The following is an 18,868-nucleotide window of genomic DNA, read 5'->3' as shown; positions in this document are numbered from 1 at the left end:
CCACACCGCTACACCACACCGCACCACCGCACACCGCGACACGCCACACAGCCCGGCCCGAAACCTCACCCGGTCACGTCAGGCAGTGCGCCAACGCCGCCCCGCCCGCGTACCGGGCCACCTCCGCCGCCGCGATCCGCGCCGCCTTCTCGGCCACCTGACGGCTCGCCCCGCCCAGATGCGGCGTCAGCACGACCCCCGGCAGGCCCCGCAGCCGCGCGTCGGCCGGCAGCGGCTCCTGCTCGTACGTGTCCAGCGCGGCCGCCGCCAGCCGCCCGCTCGCCAGCGCGTCGCACAGCGCGTCCGTGTCGACGAGCGGCCCCCGCGCCACATTGACCAGTACGGAGCCGTGCGGCAGGAGCCCCAGTTCCCGGGCGCCGATCAACCCTCGTGTCTCGTCGGTGAGGCGCGCGTGCAGGGTGACGACCCGGGACCGGGACAGCAGGGTGTCGAGCGAGGCGACCCGTACGCCGTGCACATCACCGCGTACGTACGGGTCGTACACCTCCACCTCCGCGCCGAACGCGCACAGCACGCGCGCGACCCGGCTGCCGACCGCGCCGTAACCGACCAGGCCGACCCGCGTGTCCTCCAGCTCCGGCCCGCACCGCTCGTACGTGAAGTAGGAGGCGTCCCACACCCCCCGCCGCGCCAGCGCGTCGTGGGCCTGCGGGATCCGGCGCATCGCGGACAGCATCATCCCGACGGTGAACTCGGCGGTCGCGGCGGCGTTGCGGCCCGGCGCGAAGCACACCCGCACGCCGCGCGCCCGAGCCGCCTCCACGTTGACGTTGACCGGCCCGCCCCGGCACACGACGATCAGCCGCAGTGCGGGGGAGGCGTCCAGGACCCGCTCGGTGAACGGCGCCATCTGCGTGACGCACACCTCGACGCCCCGCAGCGCCTCGATGAGGGCGTCCTCGCGGTCGGCGGCCTCGTCCACCTCGCCCACTTTCGTGAAGGGCTCCAGCGGCCAGGGCAGGGTGAGCTCGGTGAGTTCGAAGGGGGACGCGGTGACGGCGGCCTCCAACGCCTCACCGATCAGCGAGTTGAGGACGAAATGGTCACCGGCTGCCAGGATTCTCATCGCAGGGCCTCTCCTGTCTCGGCGTCGAAGACATGGGTGAGCCGCGGGTCCGCGCTCACCCGCACGGTGTCGCCCCGGCCGAGGCGTACCTCGGGTCCGGTCTGTACGACGAGGGGCTCGGCCACTCCTTCGAGCGCGAGCGTGGCGATCCCCGCTTCGAGGAGCGGTTCATGGGCGCTGACCCGGGCCGCGACGGCCGGCGCCGCCTCCAGGCCCGCCGCCGCCTCGCCCGCCCCCACCACCCCCGACGCCCCCGCCCCCTCCCCGCCGGCCAGCCGCAGATCCTCCGGCCTGATCCCCAGCACCACCTCCCGCCCCGCCGCGAGCCGCACCTGGACGGCCAGCCGCACGGTGTCCGAGAGCCTGACCCACCCCCGCTCCTCGACGGCCCCCGGCAGCAGGTTGATCGCCGGCTCCCCGACGAAGTCGGCCACGAAGAGGTTCGCCGGGCTGTCGTAGATCTCGTACGGCGTGCCGAGCTGCTGGATGACGCCGTCCTTCATCACCGCGATGCGGTCGGCGAGCGACAGCGCCTCCTCCTGGTCGTGCGTGACCAGGATCGTGGTGTGCCCCAAGTCCTGCTGGATGCGCTTGAGTTCCCGGCGCGTGGTGTCGCGCTGCGCCGCGTCGAGGTGCGAGAGCGGCTCGTCGAGCAGCAGTACGTCCGGCTCGCGGATCAGCGCCCGCGCCAGCGCGACCCGCTGTTTCTGGCCGCTGGAGAGCCCGCCCGGCCTCGCGTCGAGGAGTCCCGTGAGGCCGATGCGCTCGGCCATGTCCCGTACGCGCGACGCCACCTCCTCGCGTGGCCTGCCGCGCGCCGCGAGCCCGAACCCGAGGTTGTCGGCGACGGTGAGCGGCGGGTAGAGCGCGTAGTTCTCGAAGGCCACCCCGATGTTGCGCTGCCGGGCGGGGACCGCCACCACTGACGCGCCGCCGACGAGGATGTCCCCGCCGGTCACGTCCTCCAGGCCCGCGATCATCCGCAGGGCGGTGGACTTGCCGCAGCCGGACGGGCCGAGCAGGCCCAGCAGTTCACCGGAGCGCAGCTCCAGGTCGATGCCCCGCACCGCCTCCACCGGCGGGCGGCCCCGCACGGCGTAGGTCTTGCGCAGCGCGCGCAGCGCCAGCTCAGTCATGGTCCGGGCCCCCCGTCGCCGTCGGGCACACCTCGTACGGGACCTTGTGCTCGTCGAGGTCGCGCAGCAGTTCCGCCGATGCCCCGTCGTCGACCAGGAGCAGGTCGAAGCGGGAGAGCGGGGCGACCCGGTGGAGGGCGACGCGGCCGAGCTTGGAGTGGTCGAGCAGCAGCACGTTCTTCGCGGCGGAGTCGAGCATGGCGCGTTTGACGGAGACGATGTGCTGCTCCTGGTGGTAGGCGAAGCCGCCGGAGACGGCGGACGTCGACGTGAAGCAGATGTCGACCCGCAGGAGCTGGATCGCCTCCACGCAGGAGACGCCGAGGAACGAGGAGTGCAGCGGGTCGTAGTCGCCGCCGAGCGCCATCAGGTGCAGGCCCCGCTCGCTCGACAGCAGCGTCAGCGCTTCGAGGAAGTTGGTGACGACGGTCAGCGGAGTGATCGACGAGGCCCCGCCCGAGCCGCCCGTCGACGTACCTCCCGGGGAGCCGAGCCGGCGTGCGATCTCCAGTGTGGACGTCGAGTCGTCGAGCATCACGGCCATGCCGGGCTCGATGAGCCGCAGCGCGCGGTCGGCCACGGCGGCCTTCTCCGCGCGCATCGTCTTCAGCCGGTACGCCACGTTCGACTCGAAGACGCCGGACGGCTGGGCGGTGACGCCGCCCCGGAACTTCCGTACCAGGCCCTGGCGTTCGAGCTCGTCCAGGTCGCGGTGGATGGTCATCAGGCTGACGTCGAAGCGCTCCGCCAGTTCGGCGGCGGTCGCCGAGCCCGCCGCGAGCACCTGTTCCGCGATGGCCGCCTGGCGGGGCGCGGGTCCGCGCTGCTGGTCGCCGCTCATCCGGTGACCCTGCGCCCCGGCCGGCCCGGCCCCTCGGTGTCGTCCGCCTCGAACAGCAGCAGGCTCTCCGGCCGTACGGACAGCCGCACCGGTGCGTCGGGCCGCAGCCCGGCGGCGTCGGCGCGCGGCACGACCAGCGACAGGTGCTGCGCGCCGAGCCGTACGGTGACCTCCGTGGCCCGGCCCAGGACTTCGGTGATGTAGACGCTGCCCACGAGCTCGATGCCGCCGGGGCCGAGCACGGACGACCCCAGCGACAGATCGCGCGGCCGGACCCCGATCTGGACGCGGGTCCCGGGGGCGGGCGGCCGTACGCTGTGGGCGGGCCCCGGAGCCGGCGTGATCCGCGGGATCTCGAAGAAGCGGTCGGCGGAGACGAATCCGCCGTCACGGGTGATCGTGCCCGGCAGCAGGTTGATGCGCGGCCTGCCGAAGGAGCGGGCGACGAACGTGTCGTACGGCTGGTGCCAGATCTCCTCGCGCGTCCCCGTCTGGACGATCCGGCCCTCCCGGATGACCCCGATGCGGTCCCCGAGCGCCAGCGCCTCCACCGAGTCGTGTGTGACGTACAGGGTCGTGGTGCGCCGGACCGCCCCGATGGCCTTCAGCTCGGCGCGCATCGCCTGGCGCAGCTTCGCGTCGAGGTGGGACAGCGGCTCGTCGAGGAGGAACGCGCGCGCCGGGCGCACCAGGACGCGGCCGAGGGCGACGCGCTGGCGCTGCCCGTTGGACAGCCGGCCCACCGGCCGCTCCAGGAGCGCGCCGATGCCGAGCAGGTCGGCGACGGCGCCGACGCGCTCGCGCGCCTCGGCGGCGGGCAGCTTGTAGCGGGGGGAGCGCAGCGGGGAGGCGAGGTTGTCGTACGCGCTGCGGTGCGGGTAGAGGGCGTACGACTCGAAGCACATCGCGACGCCCCGGTCGTACGGCTCGACGCCCGTCATGTCGGTGCCGTCGAGCGAGACCGTCCCCGACTCGGGCTGTTCGAGCCCGGCGACGGTCTTGAGCGTCGTGGTCTTGCCGGCGCCGGACGGGCCGAGCAGGCAGAAGAACTCGCCCTGCCCGACGTCGAGATCGAGACCGTCGAGCGCCGTGTTCCTGCCGTACGCCTTGTGGACGCCGCGCAGCGAGATCGCGGAGGGCATCAGGACTTCACCGCCCCGAACGACAGTCCCCGCACCAGGTACCGCTGGATGGTGAGCGCGAGGAGCAGCGGCGGGATCACCGACACCAGGGCGGCGGCGGCCGTCAGGTTGTACTTGGGGCGGTCGCCGCCGAGGAAGGACAGCGCTCCGACCGTCACCGTCTGCGCCTCGGAGGAGGTGAGGATCAGCGGAAAGACGAAGTTGTTCCAGGCGAAGATGAACGCGAGCAGCGACACCGCCGCGATGCCCGGCTTGACCAGCGGCAGCGCGACCTTGAAGAACGCCTGTTTCCGCGTGTAGCCGTCGAGCAGCGCGGCCTGCTCCAGCTCGGGGGAGAGGTCGGAAAAGTACGAGCGCATGATCCAGACGATCAGCGGCAGCGTGACGAGCTGGAGCACCCAGATCATGCCGACGTACGTGTCGAAGAGCCCGAGCTTCTGGTAGAGCACGAACAGTGGGATGATCACGGTCAGTTCGGGGGCGAACCGGAAGGACAGCAGCGTGAACATCAGGTTCTCCGAGCCCCGGAACCGCCACCGCGCGGCCGCGTAGGCGGCGGGCAGCCCGATCACCAGGGACAGCCCCACGGCCCCGAGCGACACCACCAGGCTGTTGACGAAGAACCGCGGGAACGGCACGCCCTCGTCGCTGCCCGCCCCGAGGACCGTCCGGTACGAGTCGAGCGTCGGGGCGAACGAGAAGTACGTACTGAACAGCTCGTTCGGCGGCTTCAGCGACAGGATGATCATCCAGGCGATGGGAAAGAGCGCGAAGACGAAGTACAGGATCAGCGCCCCGTCGGCGGCGATCGCGAGCAGCCGGCGCTTCACTTGGGCACCTCCGCCGCCCGGTTCTGGATCTTCCCCAGGTAGCGCACCAGCACCATCGTCACCAGGTAGACCACCGCCCACAGCACGATCATGTAGCTGATCCCGAACGAGTACCGCTGGAAGCGGATCGCCTCCAGGTACGCCCGGATCTGGAGCACCACGGTCGAGTCACCGGGACCGCCCTCGGTCAGCGCGTAGATGATGTCGAAGACCTTCAGCGAGTCCATGAACCGGAAGATCACCGCGACCAGGACGTACGGCCACAGCATCGGCAGCGTCAGTTTGCGGAACGTGAACCACCACCCGGCCCCGTCCACCGCCGCGGCCTCGAACGGCGAGGCGGGCAGCGACCGCAGCCCCGCCAGGGCCAGGATGGCGACGAACGGCGTGTAGACCCACACGTCCACCGCGATCGACGACAGCAGAGCGCCCGCGGGGGTGTCCGTCCACTGCACGCCCCCCATACCGAAAGGTTTCAGCAGGTAATTGACGACGCCGACACTCGGCTGGAGCATCAGCTTCCACATGATCGCGGCGATCACGGGGGCGATCATCAGCGGCAGGATGAGGATCTTCTCCAGCACCCGCCCGACCCGCGTCGAGCGGTGCAGCAGCAGCGCGACGGCCACCCCGAGCACGGTCTCGAAAGCCGCCGCCCCCACCGCGTACAGCACCGTGACCCATGCCGAGTCCCAGAAGGACGACTCGCCGAAGATCCGCCGGTAGTTCGCCAGGCCGACCATGTCCGGCTGCGGCTTGCTCGCCGCGAAGTCGAAGACCGTGTAGTACAGCCCGAGCCCGAAGGGATAGAGGATCCCGCCGGTCAGCAGCAGGGCCGGAACGATCAGCAGGTACGGCCGCAGCCCGCGCCGCCAGCGCGGAACGACACGCGCCGGCGGCCCGCTTCCCCCGTGCGAGGCCGCCCCGTGGTCGGTCTCGGTGAGGGACGACGACACGGAGCCGTCACCCGACCTTCGCGGCCAGGTCGCTCGCCAGCCCGTTCAGCACCGACGTGGCGTTCTTGCCGCCGTAGATCTCCTGGAGGGACGCCGCCCAGCTCGTCGTCGCGTCGAAGAACTGCTCCTGCGGCGTGAACTGGATCTTCGTCTGGTCGACGACCGTCTCGAAGGTCTCGATGAAGCCCTCGATCCCCTTCATCTTGTCCTTGTACGCCGCGTCCTGGCTGACGGACTTCCGTACGGGGTCGATGTGGTTGCCCTCGACGGCCGCCTTGCGCAGGTGCTCCTTGCCGGTCGCCCACTGGAGGAACAGCCACGCCGCGTGCTTGTTCCTGCTCTTGGCGTTCATGCCGAGCGACCAGATCCACATGTTCGTGGCGAGCGACCCGTCCGGCCCCTTCGGCCCGGGATGGAAGGCGATCTTCCCGGAGGCGGGCGACGCGCCCTTCACCGCCTGGAAGTAAGCGGCCGTATCGGCGTCGAACAGCATCCCGGCCTTCTTCGCGCCCAGGTCGCTGGAGCACTGGTACCAGGTGTACGACGTCCAGGACGGCGGCCCGCCCTTCTTGACCATCTCCGCCCAGTCCCGGGTGAAGGCCACGGCTTCCGGGGTGTTCATGGCGGGCTTGATCTTCCCGCCGTCGACCGTGAAGTCCTTCAGCCCGTACCGCGAGTACATCGTCATGAAGCCGGGATGGATCGTCGCCCAGCTCCGCGACCCGCGCACCGCCACGCCGTACATCCCGTCGAAGCCCGCTCCCGGCGCCCTGCGCTTGATGGCGCCGGATATCTCGCGCAGCTCGTCGAAGGTCTCGGCGGGCTTCAGCCCCAGCTTCCTGAAGACCTCGGTGTTGTACGCGACGACGTTCGTCTCCCAGCCCCACGGCAGCGCGTACTGCCCGCCCTGCCCGAGCGGGGCGCCGGCCTTGAGGGACCACTGGTCGGCCTGGAGGAGATTCGGGAAGAAGTCGCCCTGGTCCCATTCACCACCGGTCGCCGAGGAGTTGCTCATCCAGGGGCCGAGGTCCTCCAGCCACCCGGGCGGCCCGTACTGCCACACCATGTAGGCGCCGAGCATGAAGACGTCGTACGAGGCGCGGCCGCTGGACAGGTCGACGGTGAGCTTGTCGAAGTAGTTGTCCTCGGGGAAGACGTCGTACTCGACCTTGACGCCGGTCTTCTCGGTGAAGGACTTGAGGTCGGCGATCAGCGCGTCCGTGTACGGGTGCTTGTTCAGCAGCGCCTTGACCGTCCTGCCCTTGGCCTTCTTCCAGTCGAACGAGCCGGTGACCTCGTCGGCCGCCGACCCGCCCTTCCCGCCGCCCTCGTCACCGCCGAAACCGGCGCCACAGGCACTGAGCAGCGGGGTCGCGGACGCGGCCGCCGTGAGGGCGAGGAACCGCCGCCGGTCATGTACGCGCATGTCCATCCCGACCTCCGCCACCACGTGCAGTCGATTGGTGAACAGAGCTTGGAACAGCGGTAGTTGAGCGTCAATCCCTCGCGCAACGGAAAATCTCGGTGCACAGTGAGAACTTCACACACGGCGCCGATACGCGCGGGAGGTTCGCGTGCGGTCCGACACGTCCCACGAGTCCGCCAAGGACCCGGCATGGCTGGGCATCGACCTCGGCACGCAGAGCGTCCGGGCGGTGGCCGCGACCACCCGCGGACACCTGCTGGGCAGCGGCTCGGCCCCGCTGACCGGCCGGCGCACCGGCGTGCGCCACGAACAGGACCCCCGCGACTGGTGGACCGCCGTCTGCGCGGCGACCCGGGCCGCGCTCGGCGACGTACCCGCGCGCCGTGTCCACGCGCTCGCCGTGTGCTCCACCTCCGGCACGGTCCTGCTCACCGACGCGCACGGCCGTCCGCTCACCCCCGGCCTGATGTACGACGACGGGCGGGCCGCACCGGAGGCCGGCGAGGCGGGCACACCGCCGAGCTGGGGCCTGCCGAAGGCCCTGTGGCTGGCCCGGCACCGCCACGGCGCACGTGCGGGCCGTCCGGTGCGGCTGGCCCACCAGGCCGACACGGTGACCGCCCGGCTGACCGGCGGGCCGGTCCCCACCGACTCCAGCCACGCCCTGAAGTCGGGCTACGACCTGGAGCGCGACACCTGGCCGGAGGAAGCCCTCGCCCTCCTCGGCCTGGGCCCCGCCCTCTTCCCCGACGTCGTACGCCCCGGAACCCCCCTCGGCAGGGTCACGGCGGAGGCGTCGGGGGAGACCGGCATCCCCGCCGGAACCCTGGTCGTCGCCGGGACGACCGACGGCTGCGCCGCCCAGATCGCCTCGGGCGCGCTGCGCGTCGGCGCCTGGAACTCCGTACTCGGCACGACTCTCGTCCTCAAGGGCGTGGCCCCCGAGCCCGTCCGCGACCCCGCCGGCATCGTCTACAACCACCGCTCCCCGGACGGCAACTGGCTGCCCGGCGGTGCGTCGAGCGTCGGCGCGGGAGCCCTGACCGCCGCCTTCCCCGGCGCCGACCCGGCCCGCCTCGACCGCCTGGCCGCCCGCCACGAGCCGTCGGTGGCCCTCGCGTACCCGCTCACCTCGCGGGGCGAGCGCTTCCCGTTCCGCGCCCCGGACGCCACCGCGTTCGTGCTCGGCGGCGGTACGTCGCAGGGCGACCGGTGGGCGGCGCTGCTCCAGGGCGTCGCCTACACGGAACGCCTGTGCCTCGACTACCTCCACTACCTGGGCGCACCGGTCGAGGGCCCCCTCACGTTCACCGGCGGCGCGGCGCGCAGCGCGTACTGGAACCGCCTGCGCACCGACGTCCTGGGCCGCCCGGCCCGCGTCCCGGAGCAGACCGAACCGGCCCTGGGCATGGCGGTACTGGCGGCCTGCGGGGCGGGGGCGGCTGCCGACCTGGCGGGGGCGGCGCATTCCATGGTCCGCGTCCGCCACGTCCTCGAACCCGACCCGTCCCGCACGGCGGCGTTCGCGGACCCGTACGCCCGCCTGGTCGGCGCCCTGCGGCAGCGCGGCTGGCTGCCGGAGGCGGTGGCGGCCCACGCGTTGTCGCGGCTGGGAACGTGACCGGACGACGCGGACCCCCCGGCCGTGAGGGCCGGGGGGTCCGCGTCGCGTACGGGCGAACGCCTCAGTCGTCCTTGGCCGCGCCGTCGTCCCCGGCGGGCTCGGCGTCAAGCTTCTCGCCGGCCACGGGCCCGGCGTCGGCCGCGGGCCGCGCGCCGGCGGCCCCCGCCACCGAACCCGGCTCCGCCATGGGCGTGCGTACCGTCTGGAGAATGAAGCCGGCCACCGCGAGGAACAGCGTCAGACCACCGCTCCAGTACAGCTGCATCCGCGTCTCCTCCTCCCGGGCCATGAGGACGAACACCGCCGCCATGCCCGCGAGCGCCACCCACGTCAGCACCGGGTAGAACCACATCTTCACGACGAGCTTCTCCGGCGCCTCGCGCTCGGTCCGCCGGCGCAGCAGCAGCTGCGAGACGGCGATGAAGATCCAGACGACCAGGATCAGCGCGCCGATCATGTTGAGCAGCCACTGGAAGATGTCGTTCGGCCGCCAGTAGCTGAGCAGCACGCACACGAAGCCGAAGACGGACGACACCAGCACCGCGACGCGCGGAACACCGCCGAACACCGCGCCCAGCGCCTTCGGGCCCTGACGGCGGGAGACGAGCGAACAGGCCATGCGGGAGGCGCCGTACACGTTGGCGTTCATCGCCGAGAGCAGCGCGATCAGCACGACCACGTTCATGATCTGACCGGCGGCGGGGATGCCGAGGTGGTTCAGGGTCGCGACGTACGGCCCGTCCGTGACGACCGCCTTGTCGTTCCAGGGCACGAGCGTGACGATGACGGCCATCGAGCCGATGTAGAAGATCGCGATGCGCCACATCGCCGTGCGCACGGCCTTCGCGACGCCCTCGACCGGACGCTCCGACTCCGCCGCGGCGATGGTGACCGTCTCCAGGCCGCCGTACGCGAACACCGAGGCCAGCAGGCCGACGATGAGCCCCTCGGAGCCGTTCGGCAGGAAACCGCCGAGGCCCGTGAGGTTGTGGGCGCCGGGCGAAGGCGTGTCCGAGCCGGGCAGGACGCCCAGGATCGCCAGGGCGCCGATGCCGAGGAAGACGGTGATCGCGCCGACCTTGAGCGCGGCGAACCAGAACTCGAACTCGCCGAAGTTCTTCACGGCCGCCAGGTTCGTCCCGCAGAACACCAGCATGAAGAGGGCGACCCACGCCCACTCGGGGGAGTCCGGGAACCAGCCCACCATGATCTTCGCGGCGCCGATGCCCTCGAGGCCGACCGCTACGCAGAGCAGGAACCAGAACGCCCAGCCCGCCGTGAAGCCCGCCCACGGGCCGATCGCGCGCTCCGCGTGCACGGAGAAGGACCCGGACGCCGGGTTCGCGGCCGACATCTCACCGAGCATGCGCATCACGAGCATGACCAGCAGTCCGGAGATCGCGTACGCGACGACGATCGACGGCCCGGCCGCGGCGATGCCCGCGCCCGATCCGACGAACAGCCCCGCGCCGATGACGCCGCCGAGGGCGATCATCGACAGGTGGCGCTGCTTGAGTCCGTGGGTGAGCGGCGAGTCGACCTTGTTGTCGACACCGTCGGCGGCGGCGTCCTCGACAGGCGCCGGCGCGGGAGTCCGAGACATGGGGGTGCCCTGTTCAGTAGCTGAGACCGGGGGAACAGACGCCACAGTCTGAGTACGGGCACCGCTCACAGGGAACACTTGACCGCTATACGGACACCACGCTCACACCTTGTGAACGCTCACGCACGCCGCGCACGCACTTCCCTCACCAGCGCCACCATGAGCACCGCCCCCGTCGCCCCGGCGGACCACAGCAGCTGCGGCCGTGCGGCGTCGTCGGTCAGCATGAGCAGCAGTACGCCGCCGAGCCCGGCCAGCGTCACCCACGTCAGCCAGGGAAAGCCCCACATCCGCAGCGTCAGGGTCTGCGGAGCCTCCCGCTCGATGCGCCTGCGCAGCCGCAGCTGCGAGGCGGCGATCAGCCCCCAGACGAACAGCAGGACCGCGCCCACCGCGTTGAGCATGTAGAGGAAGACGGTTTCCGGCCACAACAGGTTCAGCAGTACGGACACGAACCCGAAGGCCACCGAGGCCAGCACGGCCCGCCGCGGCACCCCGCCGCCCGACACCTTCAGCAGCCCCTTGGGCGCCTCACCGCGCTCGGCGAGCGAGAACACCATCCGGGAGGACCCGTACAGGTTCGCGTTGAGCGCGGACAGCAGGGCGACGAACACCACGATGTTCATGATCTGCCCGGCGGCCGGGACGCCGATCGCGTCGAGCACGGTGACGTACGGGCTGAGCCCTGCCTTCTGCGCGGTCCAGGGCAGCACGGTGACGATGACCAGCATCGACCCGACATAGAAGAAGAGGATGCGCCACACGGCGGCGCGCACCGCGCGGGCGACGTTGCGCGCCGGGTTCTCGGTCTCGGCGGCGGCGATCGTGACGACCTCCAGGCCACCGAAGGCGAACACCACGGTCAGGACACCGGAGACGACTCCTTCCCACCCGTTCGGCAGGAACCCGCCCAGCCCGGTCAGGTTCGTGAACCCGACCGCCTCGGTGTCCGGCAGCACCCCGAACACGGCGAGCAGCCCGAGCCCGAGGAACAGCACGATCGCGCCGACCTTGAGCGCGGCGAACCAGAACTCGAACTCGCCGAAGTTCTTCACGGCCGCCAGGTTCGCGCAGGTGAACACGACCATGAAGATCAGCACCCAGGCCCACTGAGCGACAGCCGGCAGCCACCCGTGCGCGATCTGCGCCGCCGCCGTCGCCTCCACCGCCAGCACCACGACCAGCAGGAACCAGTACAGCCACCCCACGCTGAACCCGGCCCAGCGGCCCAGCGCCCGTTCGGCGTGCACCGAGAACGACCCGGAAGCGGGCATCGCCGCCGACATCTCGCCGAGCATCCGCATCACGAGCATCGCGAGGGTGCCCGCGATCAGATACGAGACGACGATGCCGGGGCCGGCGACCGCGATCCCGGCGCCCGAGCCCACGAACAACCCGGCGCCGATCACCCCGCCGAGGCCGAGCATGGTCAAGTGGCGCTGCTTGAGCCCGTGGGCCAGCGGCTCGGCCTGGTCGTCGTGCATGTCGCTCGCAGCTCTAAGGGGTCATTTGGCAAGAACCTACAGTCTCGCCGAGCCCGCCCTCTTGGCGCAAAATGGGCCCCCGCGCCTCCCACCTCAGTGACGAGCATCACGCCATCCGACGATTACACACGCCTCTTTGTGCGAACCCCACCACCGGATCAACATCGCCTTTGTCGGCGACTGATGGTGATCGCTCGTTAACTCCTGGGCTACGGTCACGAGGTCCTTTCTCCCCACCCCCCTCCCACCCCGGAGTTCCGATGAGCACTGCCGCCGCCCCCGCCCGCTCCGGAGCGGTCCTCGCCGACCTGCTGCCGTCCACCACCGCCACCCGGGCGCTCGCCCGCGACGCGGCCCTGGTGCTCGGCGGCGCCGCGCTCACCGGCATCGCCGCCCAGATCGCGGTCCCCGTCCCGGGCTCCCCGGTCCCCGTCACCGGCCAGACCTTCGCGGCGCTGCTCGTCGGCACCGCCGTCGGCGCCCGCCGCGGCTTCCTCTCCCTGGCGCTGTACGCGCTGGTCGGCATGGCCGGTGTGCCGTGGTTCGCGGGCGGCACCTCGGGTGCGGGCGGCGCGTCCTTCGGCTACGTACTCGGCATGCTGCTGGCCGCCACCGTGGTCGGCGCGCTGGCCCGCCGCGGCGGCGACCGCTCGGTGCTGCGCACCGCGGGCACGATGGTCCTGGGTTCGGCGGTCATCTACGCCGTCGGCGTCCCGTACCTCGCCCTGTCCACCGGCATGTCGCTCGGCGCGGCGGTGGCCGCCGGCCTGGTGCCGTTCCTCATCGGCGACGCGCTGAAGGCGGCGCTGGCGATGGGCGCGCTGCCCACCGCGTGGAAGCTGATGGGCGACCGCGCCTGAGCGCCCGCCGACACGGAAGGGCCCGCACCTCGTACCTGAGGCGCGGGCCCTTCCGTGTGTCCGGCGGTCGGGACTAGGCCGACTGCTCCGCCTTCTCGCGGTCGCGCCGCAGCTTCTCGCGTATGAACGCGATGCCGACGACGACGGCCGCCACCAGCAGCGACAGCAGCACCTGCTCCCGCGCCGCGTCGTCGAACGCCATGTAGACGATGACGAACGTGATCATCGCGGCGGTCGCCCATGTCAGGTACGGGAAGAGCCACATCTTCACGATCAGCTTCTCCGGCGCCTCGCGCAGGATGATGCCGCGCATGCGCAGCTGCGTGAAGCAGATGACCAGCCACACGAACAGCGCCACCGCGCCCGAGGAGTTCAGCAGGAACGCGAACACCGTGTCGGGCCACTTGTAGTTGAAGAAGACCGCCACGAAGCCGAAGGCGACCGACGACAGGATCGCCGCCGTGGGTACACCCTGCTTGTTCGTGACCGCGAACGACTTCGGCGCGTCGCCGCGCTGTCCGAGCGAGAACGCCATGCGCGAGGCGGTGTAGAGCCCGGAGTTCAGGCACGACAGCACAGCCGTCAGCACGATGACGTTCATGATCTGACCGGCGTGCGGAATCCCGATCGAGTTGAGGGCGGCGACGTACGACCCGTCCTTGACGATCGACTTGTCGTTCCACGGCAGCAGCGTCAGCACCACGAAGATCGAACCGAGGTAGAAGACGCCGATGCGCCAGATGACGCTGTTCGTGGCCTTGGTCACGGCGCGCTGCGGGTCCGAGGACTCACCGGCCGCGAGCGTGACGATCTCGCTGCCCATGAACGAGAAGACGACCATCAGCACACCGGTCAGGATCGCGCCGGGGCCGTGCGGGAAGAACCCGCCGCTGTCCGTCAGGTGCGCGAACCCGGTGCCCGGGTTGTCGGACCCCGGCAGTACGCCGAAGACGGCCAGCAGACCGATGACGACGAAGCCGCCGATCGCCACGACCTTGATCCCGGCGAACCAGAACTCGAACTCACCGTAGGACGAGACGGAGACCAGGTTGGTGGCGGTCAGCACGACCATCACGATCAGGGCCCAGCCCCACTGCGGCACGGCCGGTATCCAGCCTTCGAGGATCTTCGCGCCCGCGGTCGCCTCGACCGCCAGCACCACGACCCAGAAGAACCAGTAGAGCCAGCCGATGGAGAAACCGGCCCAGCGCCCGAGTGCGCGGTCCGCGTACGCGGAGAAGGAGCCGGACGTCGGGTTCGCGGCGGCCATCTCGCCGAGCATCCGCATGACGAAGACGACCAGGGCGCCGACGAGTGTGTACGACAGAAGGATCGCCGGGCCGGCGGCGGCGATACCGCCGCTCGATCCCACGAAGAGACCGGCGCCGATGACGCCGCCAATGGCGATCATGGACAGATGGCGGTTCTTGAGACCGGCCTGGAGACCGTCGGAAGGCTGCGGATTCCCTGGCTGTACCGGGTTTCCGCCTGCCTTCGCAAGGGTCGGCTGCGCGCTCATGCACAATCCTTAGCTTCTTGGGGCACTCGGGTTACGAGCCCCCGCATTCAAACCGGAAGTGACGCGGGACGGAAGACCCGATTCCGGATCGTTGTACGAAATCCGCAGCAGCACCCCATCCGCCCCCTGGTCACCCCCCTGCCTCCACCCCGGCGACGGCTACCCCGCCGCACCCGTGCCACACTCGTCCCATGCGCGTGTACCTCGGTTCCGACCATGCCGGATACGAACTCAAGAACCACCTCGTCGAGTGGCTGAAGGCCCACGGCCACGAGCCCGTCGACTGCGGCCCCCACATCTACGACGCCGTGGACGACTACCCGCCGTTCTGCCTGCGTGCCGCGGAGAAGACCGCCGCGGACCCCCGGAGCCTGGGCATCGTGATCGGCGGCTCCGGCAACGGTGAGCAGATCGCCGCGAACAAGGTCAAGGGCGTACGCGCCGCACTGGCCTGGAGCGAGCAGACCGCCGCGCTCGGCCGTGAGCACAACGACGCCAACGTGATCTCGATCGGCGGCCGGATGCACACGCAGGAGGAGGCCACGAAGTTCGTGGAGATCTTCCTCGCGACTCCGTACTCCAACGAGGAGCGCCACCAGCGCCGCATCGACATGCTGGCGGCGTACGAGGAGACGGGCGACCTCCCCCCGATCCCGGCCCACCACCCGCAGCAGCCGTAAGCCCGCAGACCGGCCCCGCACCAGGTCCCAGCGCCCCGGTGCGGGTCGCAGCTGCCCCCGTTTCCGCCGCCCCCCGGGGTCGAGCGACGCCGCCCCGCACACTCGGGTTGCCGGGAGGAGACGCCCCGGCGCGGTGCCGACCCCGCAGCCCCGAGCCCGCCGCGCCCCGAGCCCGCCGCAGGACCCGCAGGAGACCGCAGCCATGCCCGAGGGGCACACCATCCACCGCCTGGCGGACGACCACCGCGCCCGCTTCCTGGGCACCCGGCTACGCGTCACCAGCCCCCAGGGCAAGTTCGCGGACAGCGCCGCCCTCCTGGACGGCGCCCCACTGGACGCCGCCGACGCCCACGGCAAGCACCTCTTCCTCGGCTTCGAGGACACCGGCTGGGTCCACATCCACCTCGGCCTCTTCGGCAAGCTCGGCTTCGGCGCGACCCCCGCCCCGCCGCCCACGGACACCGTCCGCCTGCGCCTCGTCAACGACGACCACTATGCCGACCTCCGCGGCCCCACCACCTGCGCCCTGATCACCGACGCCGAGAAGCAGGCGATACACGACCGCCTGGGCCCGGACCCGCTGCGTCCCGACGCCGCCCCCGACAAGGCCTGGCAGCGGATCTCCCGCAGCCGCACCACGATCGCGGCGCTGCTCATGGACCAGAAGGTCGTCGCGGGCGTGGGCAACGTCTACCGCGCCGAAGTGCTCTTCCGGCACGGCATCGACCCGTACCGCGCGGGCAAGGACCTCACCCGCCGCGAGTGGGACGCGATCTGGGCCGACCTGGCCGTGCTCATGCGCGAGGGCGTACGCAACAACAGGATCGACACGGTCCGCCCCGAGCACATGCCCGAAGCGATGGGCCGCCCGCCGCGCGTCGACGACCACGGCGGCGAGGTCTACGTGTACCGCCGGGCGAACATGCCCTGCCACATCTGTGGCGGCGAGATCCGCACCGCCGGTCTCGCCGCCCGCAACCTCTTCTGGTGCACGACCTGCCAGAACCGCCAGGGCTGACCCGCGTCCTCGCACCGCACCGCCGCAGCGGCTGCGGGGTGGGTGCCGGACATGCGGGGCAGCGCCGGTCCGAGCCGGGCCCCAGCCGCCCCCGGGGCCCGCGCGCCGGCCGGTCAGAACGCGTGCGAAAGCCACGGCACGGTCGTGGACCCGAACGCCACCGACGCCTCCGCCAGCGCCCCCGGCCGCAGTTCCCGTACCCGGCCCGCCGCCGCCAGGGAGGCCAGGCTGACGCCGCCGAGATACGCCGCGCCCAGCTCCCGCACGGACAGCGCCAGATCCGCCGCCTCGTCCGTCCGCTTGCACGCCGCACCCCCCTTCGCGTCACCGGTGAGCCGCCAACTCCCCTCGTTCCAGGGGCAGAACGGGTCGGACACCTCGAAAACGACATCCACCGGCGCCAGATAAGCACGGGCCTCCAGCGCTTCCCCCAGCCCCACCAGCCGCACGTAGAGCGCGTCGCGCAGCCGTACGTCGCACCGGCGGATGTCGGAGACGAGGTGCTGCCAGGCGTCGTCCAGCGGACGGTTGCGCACCCGGATCTTCGACGTCAGGTCGATGTCGAAGAGAAAGCGCCACAGCGCCGCGTACGCCGCCGGGTCGAGCGCCTCCAGGTCGCGCAGGACGACCGTGCCGTCGGACCCGGCGGGCTTGAAACTGAACCGGGCGTACCCCACGACGTCCCCGCCCCGCTCGGCCAGCACGCACCGCAGCGGCGAAGCGCCCTCGCGGTCGCTCTCCGGGTCCAGCAGCGGCATCCGGTCCCAGTACGGCCGGCGGGCGAGCATTCCGGGCCGGGCCGGCACGTTCCGCGCGTACACCGTCTCGCAGGCGTCCCGCGCGGCCGCCGGCTTCGCGAACCGCAGCCGTACGCCGTCCGTCCCCGCCGGCGCCTCCAGCCGGACCCGGGCCGTGTCGATCTCCGCCGACAACTGCTGGGTGGCCGCGCCGTATCCGAAGCGGCCGTAGATCGCGGGCTCCGAGGCGGTGAGCAGGGCGAGCGGCTCGCCCCATTCCCGTACGTCGTGGAGCTGGCGCCGCATCATCCCGGTGAGGATCCCGCGCCGCCGGTGCGTCGTGGCGACGCTCACCAGGCTCACTCCGGCGGCCGGCACGACGGCGCCGCCGGGAACGGACAGCCGGAAGGGGAACGCGGTGGCCGTGCCGACGCACTGGTCCTCGTCCCAGACGCCCAGACTCCGGGCCGGCTCGGTGATCGCGCGGTCGAACTCCCGCTCCTCCGCGCTCTCGGGCAGGCCCCCGAAGGCGAGTTCGACCGCCTCGAACCAGTCGTCCCACTCACTCGCACGCAACACGCGTAATTCGGTGGTCATATGCCATGCCTACCAGGCCCCCGGCATTCGAGCGACCCAATTTCGAACACAATGTCACAGGGGTCCCCCTGCGGAGCAGCGGCAGGGATGGATAGGGTCCACCGCAATGGCAGGTGGAGCAGGAACCGAATCGTTCTCGGCACGGACGCGCAAGAGCGCGCACCGGGCCCGGATCGCGCTGCGTAAATCCGGCGTCGACTACTTCAGGGGCGACGGCTCGGACTGGATCGCCCTGGCGGGCCTGCTGCTGACCGTCCCGGCCATCGTCACCGGCACGATCGCGTCGCCGGCCTGGTGCGCGCCGGCCCTGCTGGTCCTGCCGATCGTGGCCGGCGGACTGCTGCTGCGCCCGGCGAGCCTGCTCGGCCTGTACGCCGCCGCCGCGACCGGGCTGATCGTCGAGTCGGTCGTGCTGGGCCCCTATACGCAGGGCCCGGGCACGGTCACGCCCGGCACCGTCCTCACGGTCGCCGCCTGCGGCTTCTTCGGCCTGATCATCGCCCAGTTCCGGGCCAGGGTCGGCGTCCCGTGGCGACGCGGCGGCACGATGCTCTTCGACCTGCGCGAACGCATCCGGGTGCAGAGCGCGCTGCCCCGCCTGCCGAAGAACTGGCACAGCGAGATGGCGCTGCGCCCGGCGGGCGGACAGTCCTTCTCGGGCGACTTCGTGGTCGCGGCCCGCACGAACGGCGGGCGCACCCTGGAGGTCGTCCTCACCGACGTGTCCGGCAAGGGCATGGACGCCGCCTCGCGCGCGCTGCTCCTGTCCGGGGCGTTCGGCGGGCTGCTGGGATCGCTCCCGCCGCACGGCTTCCTGCCCGCCGCCAACGGCTACCTGCTGCGCCAGGACTGGGAGGAGGGCTTCGCGACCTCCATCCACCTGGTGCTGGACCTGGAGTCCGGCGACTACGAACTCCTGTCGGCGGGCCACCTCCCCGCGCTCCAGCTGCACGCGGGAAGCGGCCGCTGGGAGGAGAAGTCCGGCGAGGGCCCGCTGCTCGGCGTGTACGACGGCGCCCAGTTCGACGCCTGCAAGGGCTCGCTGGCGCCCGGCGACGTCCTGATGCTGTTCACGGACGGCCTGGTCGAGGCATCCGGCCGGGACATCGCGGAAGGCATCGACCGCCTGACGGGCGAGGCCGACCGCTATGTGTCCTGCGGCTTCCAGGGCGCGGCTTGGCACCTGATCGAAGCGGTGGCGAAGGACGTCAACGACGACCGGGCGCTCCTGTTGATCTGCCACGACGCGTAACCCACGACGCGTAACCCAGGACGCGTAATCCGGGCAGTGCGGACCGCCCGTCAGCCCACCAGTTCGCGTTCGCGCG

At 71.5% G+C, this 18,868-nt stretch carries 16 protein-coding genes; 5 read left to right on the top strand and 11 right to left on the bottom strand.

All coding sequences use genetic code 11. The features are described 5' to 3' along the window. Positions 1 to 73: 73 nt before the first annotated feature. Genes IE185_RS04290 through IE185_RS04260 form a run of 7 tightly spaced genes read right to left on the bottom strand, consistent with a single transcriptional unit; the run spans position 74 to position 7,418 of the window. Entirely contained in the window at positions 74 to 1,087 is a 1,014-nt protein-coding gene (locus tag IE185_RS04290) for a 2-hydroxyacid dehydrogenase (protein ID WP_138899190.1), read from the bottom strand. Continuing rightward, positions 1,084 to 2,223, bottom strand: coding sequence for an ABC transporter ATP-binding protein (locus tag IE185_RS04285; RefSeq protein ID WP_189714614.1), 1,140 nt, complete (start codon positions 2,221 to 2,223; stop codon positions 1,084 to 1,086). The genes IE185_RS04290 and IE185_RS04285 overlap by 4 nt, the downstream gene beginning before the upstream one ends. Further along, on the bottom strand, positions 2,216 to 3,064 hold the full coding sequence (locus IE185_RS04280; RefSeq protein WP_138897541.1) for a DeoR/GlpR family DNA-binding transcription regulator: 849 nt from the start codon (positions 3,062 to 3,064) through the stop codon (positions 2,216 to 2,218). Before IE185_RS04280 ends, IE185_RS04285 begins: the two co-directional genes overlap by 8 nt. Next, the gene (locus IE185_RS04275) at positions 3,061 to 4,206 is read right to left on the bottom strand and encodes an ABC transporter ATP-binding protein (RefSeq protein WP_138897540.1); all 1,146 of its coding nucleotides are present in this window, start codon (positions 4,204 to 4,206) and stop codon (positions 3,061 to 3,063) included. The genes IE185_RS04280 and IE185_RS04275 overlap by 4 nt, the downstream gene beginning before the upstream one ends. Then, positions 4,206 to 5,036, bottom strand: a complete 831-nt coding sequence (locus IE185_RS04270) for a carbohydrate ABC transporter permease (protein ID WP_138897539.1) — start codon at positions 5,034 to 5,036, stop codon at positions 4,206 to 4,208. The genes IE185_RS04275 and IE185_RS04270 overlap by 1 nt, the downstream gene beginning before the upstream one ends. Continuing rightward, entirely contained in the window at positions 5,033 to 5,992 is a 960-nt protein-coding gene (locus IE185_RS04265) for a carbohydrate ABC transporter permease (protein WP_138897538.1), read from the bottom strand. The genes IE185_RS04270 and IE185_RS04265 overlap by 4 nt, the downstream gene beginning before the upstream one ends. 7 nt (positions 5,993 to 5,999) lie before the next feature. After that, a complete protein-coding gene (locus tag IE185_RS04260; protein WP_229843337.1) occupies positions 6,000 to 7,418 on the bottom strand; it encodes an ABC transporter substrate-binding protein in 1,419 nt (472 codons plus the stop codon). A 148-nt stretch (positions 7,419 to 7,566) separates the two neighbouring features. Between IE185_RS04260 and IE185_RS04255 the strand changes: the two genes are divergently transcribed. Beyond that, a complete protein-coding gene (locus IE185_RS04255; RefSeq protein WP_189714612.1) occupies positions 7,567 to 9,039 on the top strand; it encodes an FGGY-family carbohydrate kinase in 1,473 nt (490 codons plus the stop codon). A 64-nt stretch (positions 9,040 to 9,103) separates the two neighbouring features. Here the strand turns inward: IE185_RS04255 and IE185_RS04250 are convergent, their stop codons facing one another. After that, a complete protein-coding gene (locus IE185_RS04250) occupies positions 9,104 to 10,645 on the bottom strand; it encodes an amino acid permease (RefSeq protein ID WP_138898855.1) in 1,542 nt (513 codons plus the stop codon). 119 nt (positions 10,646 to 10,764) lie between these two features. Further along, the gene (locus IE185_RS04245; protein WP_138898856.1) at positions 10,765 to 12,129 is read right to left on the bottom strand and encodes an amino acid permease; all 1,365 of its coding nucleotides are present in this window, start codon (positions 12,127 to 12,129) and stop codon (positions 10,765 to 10,767) included. A 260-nt stretch (positions 12,130 to 12,389) separates the two neighbouring features. Here IE185_RS04245 and IE185_RS04240 point away from each other — a divergent pair, with 260 nt between their 5' ends. Next, entirely contained in the window at positions 12,390 to 12,989 is a 600-nt protein-coding gene (locus tag IE185_RS04240; protein ID WP_189714610.1) for a biotin transporter BioY, read from the top strand. 73 nt (positions 12,990 to 13,062) lie between these two features. Here the strand turns inward: IE185_RS04240 and IE185_RS04235 are convergent, their stop codons facing one another. Next, on the bottom strand, positions 13,063 to 14,508 hold the full coding sequence (locus IE185_RS04235; protein ID WP_138899321.1) for an amino acid permease: 1,446 nt from the start codon (positions 14,506 to 14,508) through the stop codon (positions 13,063 to 13,065). A gap of 191 nt (positions 14,509 to 14,699) precedes the next feature. Here IE185_RS04235 and IE185_RS04230 point away from each other — a divergent pair, with 191 nt between their 5' ends. Beyond that, positions 14,700 to 15,188, top strand: coding sequence for a ribose-5-phosphate isomerase (locus IE185_RS04230; RefSeq protein WP_138910036.1), 489 nt, complete (start codon positions 14,700 to 14,702; stop codon positions 15,186 to 15,188). A 202-nt stretch (positions 15,189 to 15,390) separates the two neighbouring features. Continuing rightward, positions 15,391 to 16,206 (top strand): Fpg/Nei family DNA glycosylase, encoded by an 816-nt coding sequence (locus IE185_RS04225; RefSeq protein WP_189714608.1) that lies wholly within the window; start codon positions 15,391 to 15,393, stop codon positions 16,204 to 16,206. A 113-nt stretch (positions 16,207 to 16,319) separates the two neighbouring features. On the opposite strand, the gene IE185_RS04220 is transcribed toward IE185_RS04225, so the two are convergent. Next, positions 16,320 to 17,540 (bottom strand): GNAT family N-acetyltransferase, encoded by a 1,221-nt coding sequence (locus IE185_RS04220; protein WP_138898258.1) that lies wholly within the window; start codon positions 17,538 to 17,540, stop codon positions 16,320 to 16,322. Positions 17,541 to 17,646: 106 nt separating this feature from the next. Here IE185_RS04220 and IE185_RS04215 point away from each other — a divergent pair, with 106 nt between their 5' ends. Beyond that, positions 17,647 to 18,792, top strand: coding sequence for a PP2C family protein-serine/threonine phosphatase (locus IE185_RS04215; RefSeq protein ID WP_138898257.1), 1,146 nt, complete (start codon positions 17,647 to 17,649; stop codon positions 18,790 to 18,792). Positions 18,793 to 18,868: the final 76 nt, after the last annotated feature.

Origin of the sequence: Streptomyces chryseus (genome assembly GCF_014650755.1) — a bacterium.
Lineage (GTDB): Bacteria > Actinomycetota > Actinomycetes > Streptomycetales > Streptomycetaceae > Streptomyces > Streptomyces chryseus.
The sequence above is the reverse complement of the archived record's forward strand: the minus strand, read 5'-3'. Positions and strand labels throughout refer to the sequence as shown.